The organism is Curvibacter sp. APW13 (assembly GCF_032337135.1).
GTDB lineage: Bacteria > Pseudomonadota > Gammaproteobacteria > Burkholderiales > Burkholderiaceae_C > Allorhodoferax.
Window position 1 is genome coordinate 213,570 of the sequence record NZ_JAVXZZ010000001.1, and the last position, 18,913, is coordinate 232,482.

Genomic DNA, 18,913 nt, shown 5'->3' on the forward strand with positions numbered 1-18,913 from the left:
ACTGACACAAGGAACAAACGATGAGTTGGTTGGAAAAACTGCTTCCCCCGAAGATTCAGCAGACGGACCCGGCAGACCGCCGCAGCGTACCCGAGGGCCTGTGGATCAAGTGCCCCAGCTGCGAATCGGTGCTCTACAAGACCGATCTGGAGCAGAACCAGGGCGTTTGCCCCACCTGCAGCCACCACCACCGCATTGGCGCGCGTGCGCGCCTGAACGCCTTCCTGGACAACGAAGGCCGCTACGAAGTGGCCCAGGAAGTGCTGCCCGTGGACGCACTGAAGTTCAAGGACAGTCGCAAGTACCCCGAGCGCCTGAAAGAAGCCCTGGAAGCCACCGGTGAGACCGACGCCCTGGTGGTCATGGGCGGTGCCGTGCACGGCATCAACCTGGTGGCGGCCTGCTTCGAGTTCGAGTTCATGGGCGGCTCCATGGGCTCCGTGGTGGGTGAACGCTTTGTACGCGGTGTCGAAACCGCCATCGAACAGAAGGTGCCCTTCGTGTGCTTTACCGCCACCGGCGGCGCGCGCATGCAGGAAGGCCTGCTGAGCCTGATGCAGATGGCCAAGACCAACGCTGCGCTTACCCGTCTGGCCAAGAAAGGCCTGCCCTACATCAGCGTACTCACCGACCCCACCATGGGGGGCGTGAGCGCCGGTTTCGCGTTCGTGGGTGACGTGGTCATCGCCGAGCCCAAGGCCCTGATCGGCTTTGCCGGCCCGCGCGTGATCGAGAACACGGTGCGCGTGACCCTGCCCGAAGGCTTCCAGCGCGCCGAGTTCCTGCAGGAAAAAGGCGCTGTGGACTTCATCTGCGACCGCCGCGAGCTGCGCAAGACCATTGCCGACACCCTGGCCATGCTGCTGCGCCAGCCGGCCGACGCGGTGATCTGATCCGTTCCAAGAGGTCTCTACGCCCACGACTGATGGGCGGAAAGACCCACAGCGCCGATGCCAGCACCCCAGCAGTACGCGGCCCATGGGGCCTACGATTTCGAATGGAAGGGCGAGGTCCTGTGCATTCGCTTCTTTGGCGTGTTCAACATTGAGGCGGTGGAAGTCTTCTGCACCGACCTGCGCCAAACCGTAGCACAGCGGGGCCTGACGCGGTGGGGCCGTCTGGCCGATCTGCGCCAGTGGCAGGGAATCACCCCCGAGGGCAAGGAAGCCTATGCCGCCCTCTCCGATTGGTACCCTGGCGCCGGCGCGGTGGCCCACGTGCAGCTGTACCCATCCGCCTTCACGCAGTCGATGGCCGATACCGTGAATCAGAGTGTCGCCCGGGTCGGCCCCGTCAAGCAGTGCGACAGCGTGGAAGAGGGTTTGGCCTGGCTGCAGGGTTTCGGGCTTGCAATAACCGACTGAGCCTCATCCGCCCCACAGGCGCGGATGTCTTGTCAGACCAAGACCATCCGCAACAGTGAGGCTTGCACCGAGCCCAGCACAATGGCAGCAATCTGCAGCAGCACCAGCAGCGCCAACGGCGACAGATCCACCCCACCCACCAGCGGCAGGAAGCGGCGGATGGGGGCCAGCACGGGGGTGACCAGTCGCTCGATGATGTCAGCAAACGGCGACTGGCCCGGGCCGGGCACCCAGGACAGCACGGCGTAGGCAATGACCAGCGCGGTCAGCGCCGAAATGCTCAGCCGCACCAAGCCGATCAGTGCCAGCACCGGCAAGGTGGCCGCCGGGGCGGCCATTCCCTGTAGCAGCCACAACAGCGAGAACTCCACCAGCTGCAGCAGGAAGGCACCGACCAGGCTGGCCGTGTCCAGGCTACCCACGGGCGGGATGGCCTTGCGCAGCGGCAGCACCAGCCAGTCGGTCAGGGTGAAGATGAAGCGCGACAGTGGGTTGCCCGAACGCAGCGACATGGGGATGCGCTGCCACTGCATGTACAGGCGCAGCAGGCAGGCGCCGGCCAGCAGACCGACCACGACTTCGAGCAGCAGGGAGACGATTTGGTAGAGCATGGTGACCAAAGAAAAGAGTGCAGCGCATCATAGCGGCAGCGCCCCCGGTAAAATCAACCCTTTTCCCTGCCTGCGGCAAGGCTGTCGCAGGCGCCACCCACCTCCCCGCCATGTCTGACCACACTACTGCTGCCGCTGCTGCCCCCCAGGACGAAAACCAACTCATGCAGGAGCGCCGCGAGAAACTCAAGGCCCTGCGTGCCGTGCAGGCCAATGGCGGTGGCGTGGCCTTCCCCAACGATTTCAAGCCCACCCACAAGGCCGAGCAGATCTTCGACCACTACCAGCACAAGAGCACCGAAGAACTGGCGACCATCAACCAGCATGCCCGCGTGGCCGGACGCATGATGCTCAAGCGCGTGATGGGCAAGGCCAGCTTCTGCACCCTGCAGGATGCCTCCTTCGGCCCCAGCGCCGGTCGCATCCAGATCTACGTGAAGGGTGAGGACGTGGGCGCCGAGCTGTACGATGCCTTCAAGCACTGGGACCTGGGTGACATCGTGGCCGCCGAAGGTGTGGTGTTCAAGACCAAGACCGGTGAGCTCTCCATCCACGCGACACGCATCCGGTTGCTGACCAAGAGCCTGCGCCCCATGCCGGACAAGTTCCACGGCGTGGCCGACCAGGAAATCAAGTACCGCCAGCGTTACATCGACCTGATGACCGACGAGGCCGCCCGCAAGCGCTTCGTGGCACGCAGCCGCGCCGTCAGCGGCATCCGCGAGTTCATGGTGCAGCACGGCTTCCTGGAAGTCGAAACACCCATGCTGCACCCCATTCCCGGCGGTGCCAACGCCAAACCCTTCATCACCCACCACAATGCGCTGGACCAGGAAATGTACCTGCGCATTGCGCCCGAGCTCTACCTCAAGCGTCTGGTGGTGGGCGGCTTTGACCGCGTGTTCGAGATCAACCGCAACTTCCGCAACGAAGGCATCTCGGTGCGCCACAACCCCGAGTTCACCATGATGGAGTTCTACGCGGCCTACTGGAACTACCAGGACCTGATGAGCTTCACCGAAGATCTGGTGCGCGACGCGGCCCAGAAGGCTGGTGACAGCCTTCTGCTGACCTACCAGGGCAAGGAAGTTGACCTGTCGCAGCCGTTCCAGCGCCTGACCATCGTGCAGGCGATCCAGAAATACACCGAAGCCGGCGAGAACGTGCACAGCGCCGAATGGCTGCTGGGCGCTCTCAAGAAACTGGGCATGACCGAGGCCAAGCACGGCTTGAGCAAGCGCTCGCTGGCGAGCCTGCAGGTGCTGTACTTCGAGGAAACGGTGGAAGAGAAGCTGTGGCAGCCCACCTTCATCATGGAGCACCCGACCGAGATCTCGCCGCTGGCCCGTGCCAACGACCAGCGCCCCGAAGTGACCGAGCGTTTCGAGCTCTACATCACCGGGCGCGAGTTCGGCAACGGCTTCTCCGAGCTCAATGACGCCGAAGACCAGGCCGCCCGCTTCCACGCCCAGGTGGCCGCCAAGGACAGCGGTGATGACGAAGCCATGTTCTACGACCACGACTTCGTGCGCGCCCTGGAATACGGCATGCCCCCCACCGGCGGCTGCGGCATCGGCATCGACCGCCTGATGATGCTGCTGACCGACAGCCCCTCGATCCGCGACGTCATCCTGTTCCCCGCGCTGCGCCGCGAGGCTTGATGCCTTTTCGGGCCCTGGCCCGCAAGGAATCTGCGTAGACAGCTATGAAAAACGTAGCGACTGGTACCCTGCCTTACCTGCAGGGTTACCCTGCAGATGCCGTAGCCCAGGTGCAGCAGCTGCTGGCGGGCAACCGCGTGGGCGCTTGGTTGCTGCAGCGCCACCCGCAGGCCCACGGCCTGCGCACCGACCGGGCGTTGTACGACTATGTACAGGCACTCAAGAGCGAATACCTGCGCGGCAGCGAGCCGGTGACCAAGGTCGCCTATGACAGCAAGCTGCAGGTGGTGGCCCAGGCACTGGGCATGCACACCACCGTGGCGCGCGTGCAGGGCGCCAAGCTCAAGGCCAAGCGCGAGATCCGCATCGGCACCCTGTTCCGCGACGCGCCCGAGCCCTTCCTGAAGATGATCGCCGTGCACGAGCTGGCGCACCTGCGGGAACGCGAGCACAACAAAGCCTTCTACCAGCTGTGCCGCCACATGCAGCCGGACTATTTCCAGCTCGAATTCGAGGTGCGTGTGTACCTGACGCACCTCGATGGGGGTGGGGCCAGGCTGTGGCAAGCAGCCGATTCCAACGCATAAAGCACTGAGTGGCAGAGCGTTCTGCGTAGGTAAAGGGGGAGCCCGCGCAGCAGGCGGAGGACACGAAGCAGAACGCTCTGGCGCTCAGCGTTTCAACTAGCGTCACGCTACACTGGTGCCACCATGCTCAAGCGCATCAGTGTCCAACAGCTCCAGGTGGGGATGCACCTGAAGGAGTTCTGCGGCTCCTGGATGGACCACCCGTTCTGGCGCAACAGCTTTGTCATTACCGACCCGCAGGACATCGTGCGCATCCGCGCCAGCGCCATCCGCGAAGTCTGGATCGACGCCTCCAAGGGCCTGGACGTGGCGCCGGATGTGCAGGCGGTGTCGCAGGCGGAGTCCGACGCGGAGGTGGATGCCGAACTGCACCGGGTAGCGCAGGCCCAGCGCCAGGTGCAGGCCGCCCCCATGGCCGAGGAACTGGAGCGCGCCAAGAAGATCTGTGCCAAGTCGAAGGAAGCCGTCACCAGCATGTTCCACGAGGCACGCATGGGCAAGTCGGTGGACACCGAAGCCGCACAGCAACTGGTGGAAGAAATTTCCGATTCGATCACCCGCAACCCCGGTGCTTTCATCAGCCTGGCGCGCCTGAAGACGGCCGACGACTACACCTACATGCACTCGGTAGCGGTGTGCGCCCTCATGGTGGCGCTGGCCAAGCAGCTCGGCCTGGACGCCGAGCAGACGCGCCAGGCCGGCATTGCCGGGCTGCTGCACGACCTGGGCAAGGCGCTCATGCCCATGGAGGTGCTGAACAAGCCGGGAAAGCTCACCGACGAAGAATTTGCCATCATCAAGAGGCACCCCGAGGAAGGACACCGCATGCTGCAGGGCGGCAGCAACGTGGACCCGGTGGCACTGGACGTGTGCCTGCACCACCACGAGAAGGTCGATGGCTCGGGCTACCCCGAAGGCCTTGCCGGTGAGCAGATCAGCCTCTTTGCCCGCATGGGCGCGGTGTGCGATGTGTACGACGCCATCACCTCCAACCGCCCCTACAAGGCTGGCTGGGACCCGGCCGAGTCGCTGCGCAAGATGGCCGAGTGGAGCAAGGGCCACTTCGACCCCACCATCTTCCAGGCCTTCGTCAAGAGCCTGGGCATCTATCCCACAGGTTCGCTGGTGCGCCTCAGTTCAGGCCGCCTGGGCGTGGTGGTGGAGCAGTCGGACCGATCGCTGCTGGTACCCAAGGTGAAGGTGTTCTTCTCCACCCAGTCCAACCTGCGCATCACGCCCGTGCTGGTGGACCTGTCGGCGCCGGACTGCAAGGAAAAAATCGCCAGCCGGGAAGATCCGGACAAGTGGAAATTTCCGGACCTCAACGCCCTGTGGATCGGCTGATCCTGCATCAGCACTTGGAAATCGGCCTCCCGCCCTCGCCGATAGTGCGTATACAGCTACTAATTGCATAGCAATGAAGCAGCCATTCCCCTACTGGCGGCATGTTCTTTTTGGCTCGGCAGGCACAGCCAAGGCCAAAAATCCCCAGACTGCGCCCATGCACACCCAGCCCACACCCGCACTGCTGCCCACCCGACGCACCGCCCTGCTCGCCTTCGGGATCGGCGTGACCGCCCTCGTAGCCCACCGCCCGGCCCGGGCCCAGGCCACTGCAGCGGCGCCTCTATTGGAAGCGCCACCCGAACTCAGTGCCTATGCCCCAGCCTGGAATGCGCGTGGCAGCGGTGCCCTGCGCTTCTTCGGCTTCAAGGCCTACGACGCCACGCTGTGGCTGCCTGCCGGTCAGACCAGCTATGCCCCCAACCGCAGCTTCGCGCTCGACATCCGCTACAACACCACCGTCAAGGCCAGTGACATCGTGAACACCTCGCTGATCGAGATGAGCCGCCTGGCCAGTGCCACGCCGGAGCAGATCAAGGCCTGGACCACCTTCATGACCCAGCTGTTCGTGGACGTGAAGTCCGGCGACCGCCTGGTGGGTGTGCGCGTGCCCGACAAGGGAGCACGCTTCTTCCTCAATGCCAAGCTGCTGGGGGAAAGCCCCGACGAGGCCTTCACCGACGCCTTCTTCCGCATCTGGCTCGACCCGAAGACGCGCCGGCCGGAACTGCGCGATGCGCTGTTGGGCACGGCCACCGCTGCTGCGCCCACAGTGCGCAGCCCCTGACACACGCAAGCCAGGTGCTGGTGGGCTCAACGGCCCGCACGGGCCTGTTGCAGCAAGTCTGCCAGCGCGCCATAGCCGCGCGCTCTCGCCAGCGCCAGCGGCGTGTTGCCCTGTCGGTCGGTCAGCTGCGTATTCGCGCCCGCCGCCAGCAGGTCGCGCACCACGCGCTGGTGGCGCGGCCCGCCGTCCCCCAGTACCACGGCCTCGATCAGGGCCGTCCAGTGCAGGTTGTTCACATGGTCCAGGGGCGCCCCGGCGGCAATCAGCTGGCGCACCACGCCATCGTGCCCCAGGTGCGCCGCGGCAATGAGCGCGGTGCCGTCGTAGCGGCTGGTGGTCAGCTTGGCGCTCGCCCCCAGTGAAAGCAGCACACGCAGGGTGTCCTCGTCGTCGGCCACGGCGGCGATGGTCACGGCGTCGTAGCGGTCGTTCTCCAGCAGCTCCAGCCGGGCGCCGCCCTGGTGCAGCGCCCGCACGGCCTCGCGCTGGCGCGCAAACGTAGCCACGTGCACGGCGGTGCGGCCGTAGCCGTCCCGCGCATCCACTGCAGCCCCGGCGGCGAGCAGCTTGCGGATCTGGGCCACATCGCCGCGGTGGGCGGCGGCGTGCAGACCGCTGTACTGCGCCAGTTCAGCCGCACTGGGCCCTACCTGGGCGCGTGCGATGCCGAGGCAGGCCAGTGCAGCCAATACGGCAGCAATGCAACGCCCCCACATACCGTGCGCCTTACTTCAGCAAGTCCTGCACGCTGGCAATGCCGGCCAGGGCGCATTTCTCGTCCAGGTGGCCGCCAGGTGCACCGCCCACGCCCACGGCGCCAATCACTTCGTCACCCACCTTCACGGGCAGACCCCCGCCGAGCAGCAGGTAGCCGGGAATCATGGCGACATTGGCAGACGCCGGATTCTTCTGCACCCCTTCCCACATGGCTGCAGTGGTGTTCTTGCCCGAAGCCGACGTGAAGGCCTTGGCCTGCGAGGCGGCCACGGTGTGCGGGCCGGCATTGTCGGCACGCATCACGGCGCGAACCGTACCCGCACGGTCCACCACGGTGGCGGTCACGTTGTACTTGTCGGCGCTGCAGGCCGCCACGGTGGCGGCAGCAATCTTGGTCGCCAGTTCCAGCGACATGTTCTTCTCGACGCGCACGGCCTGGGCGCTGGCGCCCAGCGCGCACAGGGAAGCGGCAACGAGGGTAAGGAGGGACTTGGTTTGCATGGTGGTTTCTCCAGTGGATCGGTTGCTCAGACACCAACGTCTGCGCTGGGATGAACTGTAGGCACCAGGCGGCGCTCTGCCCATTCGTACGGCTACGCGCGGCCCTCCGTAGAACTACGGAGTGCCAGCCGCCACCAGCGCGGCGTAGTGCCGCACCAGCTGGGCCAGCGAGTCGGTCTGCAGCTTGGCAAAGAGGTTGGCGCGGTGCGTCTCCACCGTGCGCGGCGACAGGTCGAGCGCGCGACCGATCTCCTTGTTGGTGAGCCCTTCGACGATCAGCCCCAGCACCTCGCGCTCGCGCTCCGAGAGCTGGGTGTAGAGGCTTCGTGCCTGGCGGTCGGCCTGGTGCTGGACCCGCGTGCGTACATGCTGGCGCACGGCGTTCTGCAGGGTTTCGAGCAGCAGTTCGTCGTCCACCGGTTTTTCCAGAAATTCCGCCGCCCCGGCCTTGAAGGCGCGCCGGCACATCTCCACCGTGCCGTGCCCCGTGAGCATGACCACGGGCTGGTCCACACCTTGAGCTACCAGGGTGTCGAGCACCGTGAGGCCGCTGATGCCGGGCATGCGCACGTCGAGCACGATGGCGCCGATGCCCTCGCGGTCAAACTGCTGCAGGAAGGTTTGGGGGTCGGCCCAGGTCTGGGTGCGCAGGCCCACGGTGCCGATGAGCAGGGCCAGTGCCTCGCGCACCGCAGCGTCGTCGTCGATGAGGTGGATCAGCGGGGACTGGGGTGCGTTCATGGTGGGCTGGTGTGTGGCAGGCGCAGCTGGAATTCGGTGCCGCGGGGCGCATGCGGGTGCACGGTGAGTGTGCCTTCCATGCCCTGGGCCAGGGTTTCGCACAGGCTCAGCCCCAGCCCCAGCCCCAGGCCGCCCTCGCGGGTGCTGAAGAACGGGGTGAACAGCTTGGGCAAGGCCTCGGGAGCGATGCCGGGGCCGGTATCGATGACGCGCAGCACGCCCTGGTGGCCTTGCAACTCCACCGCCACGCTCAGTTGACGCTCACCGCTCGGCACCTGGGCCAGGGCCTGCACGGCGTTGGTGACGAGGTTGTGCACGATCTGCTCCACGGCCACGCGCTCGGCCTGCACCATGACCGGTGTGTCGGTCAGTACCTGTAAGGCAACGTCGGCGGCGCGGCATTGCGGCTCCAACAGGTGCATGGCGGTGCCCACGGTCTGGGCCAGGTCCAGCGCCTGCACCGCGCCGGCTTCCTTGGACTGTTCCACCGTGCGCCGAAGGCGCGCCACGACGTCCGCCGCGCGGCGTGCCTGGGCCACCGCCTGCTCCATGGCCTGGCGCGCAGCGGGCGCATCGGCCGGGTCGTCATCAAGCAGGCGCCGGGCGGCCTGGGTGTTGGCCACGATGGCGGTCAGCGGCTGGTTGAGTTCATGGGCCATGCCCGCGGCGAGCTCGCCCAGGGCATTGAGGCGCGCCACCTGGCCTACGCGCAACAGGCCTTCGGCCCGCAAGCGCGCGCTACGCTGGCGCTGCCACGCCGCCCAGGCCAGCAAGGCCGCAGACACCAGGGCTGCCCACAGCAGCAGCGCCCCCCAGGGCAGCTCCGGCCAGCCGACCTGGCGCTGGGCCACCACGTCAAAGGGCTGGCTCTCACTGGCCAGGTGCTTGCGGAATTCAAAGCGCGCCGGGCCGCTGCGCTCCTGGCCGGGCTGCACCACGAAGGTCTGTCCGCTCTGTTCGAGCGTGACGCGCACCGGACTGGTCTGCACCGGCATCGACCAGTCGGCCCAAGGCACGCTGGTGCGCACGTCGAACCGCAGCGCATAGCTGGCGGGTTGGCCGGCCAGCACCAGGGTGTAGCGGCCGCTGTCCGCCGAGAACGCCAATTCGGCCAGGGCCGGCTGCCCCGACTGGCGCGAACGCGCCTCGGCAGAGCGCAAGGACTCGCTGCTCCAGGGGGTGAGCGCATCGCTGCGCAACACGTCCAGCACCTGTGGGTACAGCGCCGTGAGGCGCCGCACCGGGGCGTCGCTGGCGTCGGCCTGAATGACAGGCTGCAGCAGTGCCAGCGTGGCCAACACCGCTTCGTGCTGCACCGCGCGCTGGCTCAATACCCGGTGGCTGATGCGCGCGTCCACCTCGAAGGCATCGCGCAACTGCGCCAGCTCCCAGCGCACCAGTGCCCAGCCTCCCGCCAGGATCAGGACAAGTCCGATCAGCAACAGGCGGTAGTGGCGGCGCAGCAGTGCAAGCATGGCGCATTCTGGCATGGAGCCGCGCACACAGCGAAATCGGTGACGATTTCGCCCCCTAGCCCGCACAGAAATTGGGCATGCAGCTACCAATTGAATAGCAACGCTAGCGCCGCAAGGGATGCAACAGGGAACGCAGGCCGTTGTGGTCGATCTCGAACATGAGCTGCAGCAGGCGCCCCAGTTCCCCTTTGGGAAAACCCTCGCGCGCGAACCACTGCAGGTAGTTGCCGGGCAGGTCGGCCAGCACGCGCCCCTGGTACTTTCCGTAGGGCATGGTGCGCTGCACCAGCAACTCCAGGTCTTCGGGTTTCATCCGCCAGTGCGCTTCGGCTTGTAGCCCTGCGCCGTGAGCCAGGCCAGCACGCGCTCCACATGGTCGCCCTGCACTTCCACCACACCGTCCTTAACCGTGCCGCCGCTGCCGCAGGCGGTGCGCAGCTGCTTGCCGAGCGTGGCCAAGGCGCCATCGTCCAGCGGCAGGCCGCGCACCAGCGTGACGGCCTTGCCGCCGCGGCCCTTGGTTTCGCGCCCCACGCGCACCACGCCATCGCCCGCCGGGCGCGCCGGGGCCTTGCTGCACTGGCATTGCGCCAGCGGCTGGCGACATTGCGGGCACATGCGCCCGCCGTCGGTCGAATACACCAGGCCACCACTGGCCGATTTGCTCTTCATGGACTCTCCCCCATCGGCCCCGATTGTCGCGCAGGCGCGCAACGCAGGGCGCGCCTGCATCGGAGGATGCCCACACCGCAGAGCACCGGGCCAGCCACCCTGGCGCGCCCAGTGCAATGCGCCGCCGAGGCGCTACTAGGCACTACTTGATGTGCTTGGCCATGTACTCCTTGATGATCTTGTCCGGATCGATCTTGGAGATGCCGCGCTTGACGATTTCCGCCGCCTTCTTGTTGGCGAATTTCTCGTTGATGCCCAACACCAAGTCCTTGGTGTCAATGACCTTGGAGTTGGCCTGCACGCTTGCCGCAACGTCCTTGGCATCGTTCTTCAGGAAATAGTCCAGGTTGGCGAGGTCGATGAATGCACCGTCAATGCGGCCACCCGCCACCTTCTTGATGTTGGTCAGGTCGTCCACCACCACCTGGGTCTTGATGGTTCCGTTCTTGATCAAGGCCATGAACTCCGGGGTATTGCCATAGTCCTGCACCGTGCCGATGGTCTTGCCCTTGAGGTCTTCCAGCTTGTTCCACACCAGGGGTTTGGCCTTGGGCTCGACGAAACCGACCGGAGACTTGAACAGCACCGGCGACTTGATGAAGCCATCACCCACGTCTTCCGGCCACGACGGGTACACACCCGCATAGGCCGGATCCTTGGCAGTGTCGATGGCGCGGGTCCAAGGGTAGAACTCGACCACCAGGTCAATGCCTTCGGCCTTGAGTGCTGCCCGCAGCACCGCAATGCCCGCGCCCCCCTCCGGCAGCGCCTTTCCCGAGAACGGCTGCCAGTCCAGCGACGTGACCTTCCATGTTTCGGCCCATACCCAAGGCAGGGTGCACAGACACACCAAGCCGACAATCCAACGTTTCAGCGAAGTCATGGTTGCTCCTTTTGTGTAGTTCAGGTGTGCGCGGGTACTGAAGTGCCGCGCAGTTGCAGCGTAGCGGATTTGGGCCTGCTTGAATAGCCGACACGAGGACTGGGGCTGCGCACCGGACACCCTGCGCAGGCGGCAGGGTCGTTTGCCGGAATGCCCAACTTTCCTGCGTACCTTTCGGCGCTATAGCCTTGGGGTGGAGCGCTCTGGCCCTACCATGGAGACTTCACGTCCCAAGGAAACCATGTCCAACTCTCTTACCCACCAGCTTCGCGTCTTCGGCTCCGTCGCCAGTTCCACCCTGGAAGCCTGGCGCGGCACCAACGTCGTGCACCAGGCGCGCCAGCCCGAAAAGTACCTGCAGCTCTACGACATGGAAGGCAGCCCCTACTGCCGCTTCGTGCGCGAAGCCTTCACCGCACTGGGGCTGGACGTGCAGATCCTGCCTTGCCCCGCCGGGGGCAAGCGCTTTCGCCCGCAGGCCAAGAAGCTCGGCGGCAAGCAGCAGTTCCCCTTGCTGGTGGACCCGAATACCGGCACCACGATGTACGAGTCTGCCGACATCGTGAACTACCTGTTTGCCACCTATGGCCCGGGCAGCACGCCGCTGGTGTACCGGCGCGGGCCCATCCGTCCCGCGTTCAGCGCACTGGCCACGGCCGCGCGCGGCTTGCGTGGCATCAAGTCCCGCCCCGCCAAGGCGCCGGAAAAGGAGTTGCACCTGTGGAGCTTCGAAAGCAGCCCGTATTCGCGCCTGGTGCGCGAGCGCCTGACCGAACTGGAGCTGCCCTATGTGCTGCACAACATCGGCAAGGAGCAGTGGGCCGACATGGGCCCGGCGACCATGCGGGTCAAACCCGGCCCCTATGTGCCCAAGGCCGGCGGCAAGCGCGAAGCCCTGCTGGCACGCCTGGGCCGCGTGCAGGTGCCCTACCTGGAAGACCCGAACACCGGGGTCAAGATGTTCGAGTCACGTGCCATCGTCGAGTACCTGGAACAGACCTACGCGGTGGAGCCCCAACCCTGAACGTAAGTTTGGCAGAGCGCTGAACCTGTATGCTTGCGCCATCGCTGTTCGATGGAGAAGACGATGAAAGCTTGGTTGCGGTGGGTCTTGGTGGCGGCAAGTGCAGTGCTGTTGAGCGGATGTGGCTACAACGATTTCCAACGGCTGGACGAGCAGACCAAGGCGGCCTGGAGCGAGGTGCTGAACCAGTACCAACGCCGCGCCGAGCTGGTGCCCAACATCGTGGCCACCGTCAAGGGCGAAGCCAACTTCGAGCAGGAAACCCTGACCAAGGTGATCGAGGCACGCGCCAAGGCCACGTCGATCCAGATCACGCCCGAAACACTGAGCAACCCGCAAGCCTTCCAGCAGTTCCAGGCGGCCCAAGGGGGCTTGACCCAGGCCCTAAGCCGCCTCATGGTGGTCAGTGAGCAGTACCCCAACCTCAAGGCCAACCAGGCCTTTGCCGACCTGCGCGTGCAGCTCGAAGGCACCGAAAACCGCATTGCGGTGGCCCGTGGACGCTACATCCAGGCAGTGCAGGAGTACAACGTGCTGGCCCGCAGCTTCCCCACCAACCTGACGGCCATGGCCTTCAGCTACGACGTCAAGCCCAGCTTCACGGTGGAAAACGAGGCGGCCGTAAAGCAGGCCCCGGTGGTGGACTTCAACAAGAAGTAAATCGTGTCTGCGGGCCTGTCAGCCCTGTTGCGCGCCTTCGTGCTGGCGTTGCTGAGCGCCCATGCCTGGGCGCAGGTCAACGTGCAGAGCGTGCCTGCCTTGAGCAGCCACGTCATCGACCAAACCGGCACGCTCAACGCAGCGCAACGCCAGGCACTGGACAACCGACTCGCGGCGTTCGAACAGGAAAAGGGCACCCAGCTGGTGGTGCTCATCGTTGCCAGCACCGCGCCCGAAGACATTGCCAGCTATGCCAACCGTGTCGGCAACACCTGGAAGATCGGCCGCAAGGACGTGGGCGACGGCTTGCTGCTGATCGTGGCCAAGAACGACCGCAAGCTGCGCATCGAAGTCGCCAAGGCCCTCGAAGGTGCGATCCCCGACCTGGCCGCCAAGCGCGTTATCGACCAAGCCATCACGCCCCACTTCAAACAAGGTGACTACGCAGGAGGCGTGCAGTCCGGTGTGGAGCAATTGATGCAACTGGTGGCCCGGGAAGGCTTGCCGACGCCCAGCGCCAGCACGCAGGACGATGCGGAAATCGACACCGGTCTCATCATCTTCCTGGTCGTCGCCATCCTCATGCTGGCGCTCTCGCGCCGACGCGCACGCCATGGTCACTCGGTGGTTTCGCGCGGCATGCACACCGGCGCCTGGGGCGCTGGCAGCAGCGGTGGCTGGTCCAGTGGCGGCTCGGGTGGGGGCTCGTTCGGTTCGGGTGGCGGCGGCGATTTTGGCGGCGGTGGCGCCTCGGGAGACTGGTGATGTGGGAACAAGCGAAACGCCTGGTCAAGCATGCGCTGGCGCCGCGCTGGCAGCACTACCTGTCCGAAGAGGCCATGCAGCGCATCACAGCCGCCACCAGTGCGGCCGAGGTCGGGCACAGCGGTGAAATCCGGGTCTGCATCGAGGCGCGCCTGCCGCGCAGCTACCTGCTGCGCCGCGCCCCGCTGCCCGCCATCACCCGCCAGCGTGCGATTTCGCAGTTTTCCAAACTGCGGGTCTGGGACACCGAGCACAACAACGGCGTGCTGATCTACCTGCTGCTGAGCGAGCGACGCATCGAACTGGTGGCCGACCGCGGCATCGACGCCCGCGTGGCAGCGGGCACCTGGCAGCGCATCGTGCAGTCACTGGGCCAAGCGCTGCGCCAGGACGATTACGAGCAGGGACTGCTGCAGGCCGTGGCGGCAGTATCGACCCAGCTGCAGACGCACTTCGCGACCGCCGACAGCCAGCCCAACCCGGATGAGCTGCCCAACCGGCCAGACGCCCGATAAGGAGCGCGCGCAGATGCCCACATCGCGGTTCTGGATCATCCTGGGGGCACTCAATGCGGCCCTGGCCGTGGCCATGGCAGCCGCCAGCGCCCATGCCCCCGCCCTGCAGGCGGCCGCCTATCTGCCCAATGCCGTGGCCATGCACCAGTTCCATGCCCTGGGACTGATCGCGGTGGGCGTGCTGCTGCGAGCTGGACCGACCAGCCGCTGGTGGCCCCTGTCAGGCACCGCCTTCGCACTGGGGCTGCTGCTGTTCAGCTTCAACCTCTACGCCCGCGCCCTGTGGGACTTCAACGCCCTGCGTGCGCTCGTGCCCACCGGAGGCATTTGCTTCATGGTGGGCTGGGTACTCATGGCGCTCGGCGCCTGGCGTCAGCGCGGCTGAATCGCGGCGTGCAGTCGCTCCTGCACACAGGCCAGTGCCGCTGCTTCGGTATCGAAGATTTCGAGCGGGTAGTCGCACTCGACATAGAGCTGGCGCCAGTGCATCTCCATGAGCGCACGGCCTTCGACCGAGGGCGGCACGTACCAGACGTTGACGACCTCGCGCGGCAGCATGCCACGGCCTTGGCGCAACACCCCACGGTAGGCCTGCAATGCGTCTGGGGACGCCAGCATGCTCTTGTGCCAGTACGACACGGTGGCAAATGGGCCTTTGGGCTTCCACGACATCAGCAGCTGGGCCATGGCATACCCCAGGGCCTGCAATGCCTCGGCATTGAACGGCCCATGGACGTCGAAACGGATCAACTCTCCGTCCGGGGTAATCAGCACCTCACCATGCGGTGCAAAGCGGCTGCGCGCGTGCTCGGTACTGACCAGCGATTCCTTGGCGGTCTGCATGGCACCAGTGTGCCCCCCGACAAAAGCACCGGTGTCCGGCAGGGTTTTGGGGCGTGCCGCCCCACCGAAACGCGAATGCCCTATTTGACCTGACGCATGGCCTGCGCCAAGGCGTCATGGCCCCGCCCCTGCAGCATGTCGGCGGCATGGAGCCGGTCGCGGTCTTCGCGGTTCTGGCTCAGCTTGGCCTTGCCCTCCATGCGCGTGATGCGGATCTCGATACCCACGATGGCCTGGAGCATGGTGTCGATGACACCGGGGGCGGCGTCGGCCATCTTCCAGGGCTGGGGCTCGGTGGCTTCATGGGTGCGTGTCAGGCGCCCCACCACTGCGCGGGTGAACTTTTCCTGGTCCTGCACCGTCAGGCGCCCATGCACATGGACCACCTCGTAGTTCCAGGTCGGAACCAGGCGGTGGGTTTCGTGCTTGCTGGGATACCAGTTGGGCGAGACATAGCCCTCGCTGGCACGAAACACCACCAGGACGTCCGCACCATCACCGCATTGCTGCCAGACCGGGTTGGCGCGTGCCACATGGCCGGTCAGCACGCCCGCTTGCGCATCCAGTTCGAACGGAATGTGGTTGGCATCCAGCCCCTGTGGGGTCTGGGTGACCAGCACGCCCAGCGGGTGGGCACGGATGATCCGGTGCATGGTCTGGGGGTCCGGCATGGCAAAGTGGGCGGGAATGTACATGGTGGCTCCGGTTCGGTGGGCAGGCGCGTGACACGCATTCTCGGGCCCACATGGTTTAGCATGAAGATCCCGTTTTGAACAAAATAGGCATACCAGTTTTCCATGCCCCCTCCTGCATCGAGCCCGCGCATCTGCGAGCTGTTCCGGCGCCAGATCGACGCTGGGGAGTTGCGCCCGGGCCAGGCGCTGCCTTCGACCCGGGCACTGGCCCAGGAACTGGGCGTTTCCCGCTCCACCGTGGTCAACGTCTACGAGCAACTGGTCAGTGAGGGCTACATCGAAACCCGCCCCGGCGCGCGCGCCCGCGTGGCCCCAGGTGCAGTGGTGCAGGCGGCGAAGCGCCGCCGCCCCGCGCAGGCCGCGCAGCGTGGCGCGCCGCGCCCGCTTTCGGCCTACGGGCAGCGCACCGCCCAAATGTCCCTGGTGCTGCCCAGCAGCGACAGTGCCGACATCAACTTCCTCTACGGCGCCATTGCAGAAGACGACTTTCCCAAACTCCTGTGGCGCCGGCTCTACAACCAGGCGCTGATGCAGCGCCAGCCGGCCCTGTACTACGGCCCGCCGGAAGGTAGCCTGGAGTTGCGCGCCGCGCTGCAGGACTACCTGCTGCGCGCGCGGGGCCTGTCATGCACCCAGGAACAGATCATCGTGGTCCAGGGCTCGCAGCAGGCCATTGACCTGTGCGCACGGCTGCTGGTGGACCCCGGCGCCGCCGTGCTGATGGAAGAGCCCTGCTACCAGCGGGCCCGCGCCGCATTCGCGGCCGTCGGCGCTGACATCACCCCGATTCCGGTCGACGAGCACGGGCTCGTGACCGCAATGTTGCCCGACACCCGCCATGCACTGGCCTATGTCACGCCATCGCACCAGTTTCCGCTCGGCTCGGTGCTGTCCATCGGGCGCCGGCGCGAACTGCTGGCCTGGGCCACCCAAAACCGCTGCTGGATCATCGAGGACGACTACGACAGCGAGTTCCGCTACGGCCTGCAGCCCACGCAGCCCCTGCATGCACTTGATGGAGACGGCTGCGTGCTCTACATGGGCACGTTTTCCAAGACGCTCTCGCCACAGTTGCGGCTGGGCTACCTGGTGCTGCCTGAAGCGCTGGTGCCGGTCTTTCGCCAGGCCAAGCTGCTGACCGACCGCCATGCCCCCTACCCGGAACAGCAGGTGGTGGCACGCTTCATCCGCAGCGGTGCCTATGAACGGCACATCCGGCGTGTGCGCCGGGCCAACGAACACCGGCGCACCGTGCTGGTAGACGCCATCCAGCGCTTCCTTCCCGCTCGCGTGGAGGTGGAAGGCACGGCCTCGGGGCTGCACATCGTGGTCTGGCTGCACGACCTGCCGATTGACCAGGAGCCGCAGCTGATGGCCGAAGCGCGCAAGCGGGGTGTGGGCCTGTGGAGCATCACGCCGCTGTATGCCGCCGGCCAGCGGCTGCGGCGCCACCGCTGTGCCGGCCTGGTCATGGGCTATGCAGGGCTCACACCGGAGCGCATCGTCACGGGGGTGGAACGCATGGCCCAGGCGGTGCGTGCGTGCCTGGAGCAGCATCAGCGCGGGGGTTCACAGCAGAAATGAAAAACGCGCCGGAAGGCGCGTTTTTGCGGATTGGCGGAGAGGGAGGGATTCGAACCCTCGGTAGTGTTACCACTACGCCTGATTTCGAGTCAGGTACATTCGACCACTCTGCCACCTCTCCTGAAATAGCGTCGCTCTGGTCGAAGCGAAGCGCGCATTCTACCGCACTCAGGGGGCGATTTTCTCGAGGCCGCCCATGTAGGGGCGCAATACCTCGGGTATCACCACGCTGCCGTCGGCCTGTTGGTAATTCTCAAGAACGGCCACCAGGGTGCGGCCTACGGCCAGGCCGGAGCCGTTCAAGGTGTGCACCAGTTCGTTCTTGCCCTGGGCGTTCTTGAAGCGGGCCTGCAGGCGGCGGGCCTGGAAGGCTTCGCAGTTTGAGACCGAGCTGATCTCGCGGTAGGTGTTCTGCGCCGGCAACCAAACCTCCAGATCGTAGGTCTTGGCGGCGCCAAAGCCCATGTCGCCGGTGCACAGGCTCATTACGCGGTAGGGCAGGCCCAGCTTCTGCAGGATGGCTTCGGCGTGGCCGACCATGGCGTCCAGCGCCTCGTAGCTCTTCTCGGGATGGGTGATCTGCACCATTTCCACCTTGTCGAACTGGTGCTGGCGGATCAGGCCACGGATGTCGCGCCCGCCGCTGCCGGCTTCCGAGCGGAAGCACGGGGTGTGGGCGGTGAGCTTGATGGGCAGGTCTGCTTCGGCCACGATCTCGTCGCGCACGAAGTTGGTCAGCGACACCTCGCTGGTGGGAATCAGGTACAGCGCCACGTTCTCGTCGGCACCTTCCTGCCCGCCCTTCTTGGCGGCAAACAGGTCTTCCTCGAATTTGGGCAATTGGCCGGTTCCACGCAGGCTGTCGCCGTTGACGATGTAGGGGGTGTAGCACTCGGTGTAGCCGTGCTCGACGGTCTGGGTGTCGAGCATAAATTGGGCCAGGGCGCGGTGCAGGCGGGCGATCTGGCCCTTCATCACCGTGAAGCGGGCCCCAGTGAGCTTGATGCCCATCTCGAAGTCCAGGCCCAGTGGCGTACCGACATCCACATGGTCTTTGGTGGTGGCATCGGGCACGCGCGGTGTGCCCCAGGTGCGCACCACCACGTTGCCGGACTCGTCGCTGCCCACCGGCACGCTTTCGTGCGGCAGGTTGGGCACGGCCAGCAGCATCTTTTCCATGTCCGCCTGGATGGCCTCCAGGCGCGTGGCCGAGGTTTCCAGCTCGGTCTTGATGCCGGCCACCTGGGCCATGGCCGCTTCGGCCTCTGCGTGCTGGCCCTTGCCCTTGAGCATGCCGATCTGCTTGGAAACCGTGTTGCGTTGGCTCTGCAGTTCTTCGGTGCGCATCTGGATGGTCTTGCGCTCGGCTTCCAGCGCGCGGAAGGCATCCACGTCCAGGAAGGCCTGCGGGTTCTTGCGGGTGAGCAGTCGCGCCACGACCGAATCGAGGTCCTTGCGCAGCAGGGTAATGTCTAGCATGTCGT

General features: G+C 65.8%; 23 protein-coding genes and 1 tRNA gene. 12 read left to right on the forward strand and 12 right to left on the reverse strand.

The features are described from left to right. The first annotated feature begins 20 nt into the window (after positions 1-20). Together accD and RQP54_RS00925 are read left to right on the forward strand one after the other, a co-directional pair. On the forward strand, positions 21-893 hold the full coding sequence (gene accD, locus RQP54_RS00920; protein WP_315676252.1) for an acetyl-CoA carboxylase, carboxyltransferase subunit beta: 873 nt from the start codon (positions 21-23) through the stop codon (positions 891-893). Between the two features lie 57 nt (positions 894-950). Further along, positions 951-1,364, forward strand: coding sequence for a hypothetical protein (locus RQP54_RS00925; protein ID WP_315676254.1), 414 nt, complete (start codon positions 951-953; stop codon positions 1,362-1,364). Between the two features lie 32 nt (positions 1,365-1,396). On the opposite strand, the gene RQP54_RS00930 is transcribed toward RQP54_RS00925, so the two are convergent. Beyond that, positions 1,397-1,975, reverse strand: coding sequence for a YggT family protein (locus tag RQP54_RS00930; RefSeq protein ID WP_315676255.1), 579 nt, complete (start codon positions 1,973-1,975; stop codon positions 1,397-1,399). A 110-nt stretch (positions 1,976-2,085) separates the two neighbouring features. On the opposite strand from RQP54_RS00930, the gene lysS reads away from it, so the two are divergent. The 4 genes from lysS to RQP54_RS00950 all read left to right on the forward strand — a co-directional run bounded on the left by lysS (position 2,086) and on the right by RQP54_RS00950 (position 6,354). Continuing rightward, on the forward strand, positions 2,086-3,636 hold the full coding sequence (gene lysS / locus RQP54_RS00935) for a lysine--tRNA ligase (protein WP_315676257.1): 1,551 nt from the start codon (positions 2,086-2,088) through the stop codon (positions 3,634-3,636). Positions 3,637-3,680: 44 nt separating this feature from the next. Next, positions 3,681-4,223, forward strand: coding sequence for a M48 family metallopeptidase (locus RQP54_RS00940; RefSeq protein WP_315676259.1), 543 nt, complete (start codon positions 3,681-3,683; stop codon positions 4,221-4,223). Between the two features lie 123 nt (positions 4,224-4,346). Next, entirely contained in the window at positions 4,347-5,567 is a 1,221-nt protein-coding gene (locus tag RQP54_RS00945; protein ID WP_315676261.1) for an HD-GYP domain-containing protein, read from the forward strand. A 157-nt stretch (positions 5,568-5,724) separates the two neighbouring features. After that, positions 5,725-6,354 (forward strand): chalcone isomerase family protein, encoded by a 630-nt coding sequence (locus RQP54_RS00950; protein WP_315676263.1) that lies wholly within the window; start codon positions 5,725-5,727, stop codon positions 6,352-6,354. Positions 6,355-6,380: 26 nt separating this feature from the next. Here the strand turns inward: RQP54_RS00950 and RQP54_RS00955 are convergent, their stop codons facing one another. The 7 genes from RQP54_RS00955 to RQP54_RS00985 form a co-directional block, all read right to left on the reverse strand. Next, a complete protein-coding gene (locus tag RQP54_RS00955; protein WP_315676265.1) occupies positions 6,381-7,070 on the reverse strand; it encodes an ankyrin repeat domain-containing protein in 690 nt (229 codons plus the stop codon). A gap of 10 nt (positions 7,071-7,080) precedes the next feature. After that, complete coding sequence (locus tag RQP54_RS00960; RefSeq protein WP_315676267.1) at positions 7,081-7,572, reverse strand: GlcG/HbpS family heme-binding protein; 492 nt, start codon at positions 7,570-7,572, stop codon at positions 7,081-7,083. 114 nt (positions 7,573-7,686) lie between these two features. Continuing rightward, complete coding sequence (locus RQP54_RS00965; protein WP_315676268.1) at positions 7,687-8,313, reverse strand: response regulator transcription factor; 627 nt, start codon at positions 8,311-8,313, stop codon at positions 7,687-7,689. After that, on the reverse strand, positions 8,310-9,788 hold the full coding sequence (locus tag RQP54_RS00970; RefSeq protein WP_315676269.1) for an ATP-binding protein: 1,479 nt from the start codon (positions 9,786-9,788) through the stop codon (positions 8,310-8,312). Before RQP54_RS00970 ends, RQP54_RS00965 begins: the two co-directional genes overlap by 4 nt. Positions 9,789-9,891: 103 nt before the next feature. Beyond that, on the reverse strand, positions 9,892-10,101 hold the full coding sequence (locus tag RQP54_RS00975; RefSeq protein WP_315676271.1) for a DUF3820 family protein: 210 nt from the start codon (positions 10,099-10,101) through the stop codon (positions 9,892-9,894). After that, the gene (locus RQP54_RS00980; RefSeq protein WP_315676272.1) at positions 10,098-10,460 is read right to left on the reverse strand and encodes a translation initiation factor Sui1; all 363 of its coding nucleotides are present in this window, start codon (positions 10,458-10,460) and stop codon (positions 10,098-10,100) included. Before RQP54_RS00980 ends, RQP54_RS00975 begins: the two co-directional genes overlap by 4 nt. 142 nt (positions 10,461-10,602) lie before the next feature. Further along, complete coding sequence (locus RQP54_RS00985) at positions 10,603-11,343, reverse strand: substrate-binding periplasmic protein (protein WP_315676274.1); 741 nt, start codon at positions 11,341-11,343, stop codon at positions 10,603-10,605. A gap of 241 nt (positions 11,344-11,584) precedes the next feature. Between RQP54_RS00985 and RQP54_RS00990 the strand changes: the two genes are divergently transcribed. The 5 genes from RQP54_RS00990 (at position 11,585) to RQP54_RS01010 (ending at position 14,692) form a co-directional block, all read left to right on the forward strand. Further along, positions 11,585-12,367, forward strand: coding sequence for a glutathione S-transferase N-terminal domain-containing protein (locus RQP54_RS00990; protein ID WP_315676276.1), 783 nt, complete (start codon positions 11,585-11,587; stop codon positions 12,365-12,367). A gap of 63 nt (positions 12,368-12,430) precedes the next feature. Continuing rightward, the gene (locus RQP54_RS00995) at positions 12,431-13,027 is read left to right on the forward strand and encodes a LemA family protein (RefSeq protein WP_315676278.1); all 597 of its coding nucleotides are present in this window, start codon (positions 12,431-12,433) and stop codon (positions 13,025-13,027) included. A gap of 3 nt (positions 13,028-13,030) precedes the next feature. Further along, positions 13,031-13,792 (forward strand): TPM domain-containing protein, encoded by a 762-nt coding sequence (locus RQP54_RS01000; protein WP_315676279.1) that lies wholly within the window; start codon positions 13,031-13,033, stop codon positions 13,790-13,792. Continuing rightward, positions 13,792-14,307 (forward strand): TPM domain-containing protein, encoded by a 516-nt coding sequence (locus RQP54_RS01005; RefSeq protein WP_315676281.1) that lies wholly within the window; start codon positions 13,792-13,794, stop codon positions 14,305-14,307. Before RQP54_RS01000 ends, RQP54_RS01005 begins: the two co-directional genes overlap by 1 nt. A 13-nt stretch (positions 14,308-14,320) precedes the next feature. Continuing rightward, a complete protein-coding gene (locus RQP54_RS01010; protein ID WP_315676283.1) occupies positions 14,321-14,692 on the forward strand; it encodes a DUF423 domain-containing protein in 372 nt (123 codons plus the stop codon). Here the strand turns inward: RQP54_RS01010 and RQP54_RS01015 are convergent. Beyond that, positions 14,680-15,150, reverse strand: a complete 471-nt coding sequence (locus RQP54_RS01015) for a hypothetical protein (RefSeq protein ID WP_315676285.1) — start codon at positions 15,148-15,150, stop codon at positions 14,680-14,682. The two genes, RQP54_RS01010 and RQP54_RS01015, sit on opposite strands and share 13 nt — an antisense overlap. 80 nt (positions 15,151-15,230) lie before the next feature. After that, a complete protein-coding gene (locus tag RQP54_RS01020) occupies positions 15,231-15,845 on the reverse strand; it encodes an FMN-binding negative transcriptional regulator (RefSeq protein WP_315676287.1) in 615 nt (204 codons plus the stop codon). 102 nt (positions 15,846-15,947) lie between these two features. Between RQP54_RS01020 and RQP54_RS01025 the strand changes: the two genes are divergently transcribed. Continuing rightward, positions 15,948-17,429 carry a PLP-dependent aminotransferase family protein gene (locus RQP54_RS01025; protein ID WP_315676289.1) on the forward strand — a complete coding sequence of 494 codons (1,482 nt, stop codon included), beginning with the start codon at positions 15,948-15,950 and terminating at the stop codon, positions 17,427-17,429. 31 nt (positions 17,430-17,460) lie between these two features. On the opposite strand, the gene RQP54_RS01030 is transcribed toward RQP54_RS01025, so the two are convergent. Next, positions 17,461-17,550: transfer RNA gene (locus RQP54_RS01030), tRNA-Ser, on the reverse strand. 47 nt (positions 17,551-17,597) lie between these two features. Further along, positions 17,598-18,908, reverse strand: coding sequence for a serine--tRNA ligase (gene serS / locus RQP54_RS01035; protein WP_315676291.1), 1,311 nt, complete (start codon positions 18,906-18,908; stop codon positions 17,598-17,600). Positions 18,909-18,913 lie beyond the last annotated feature (5 nt).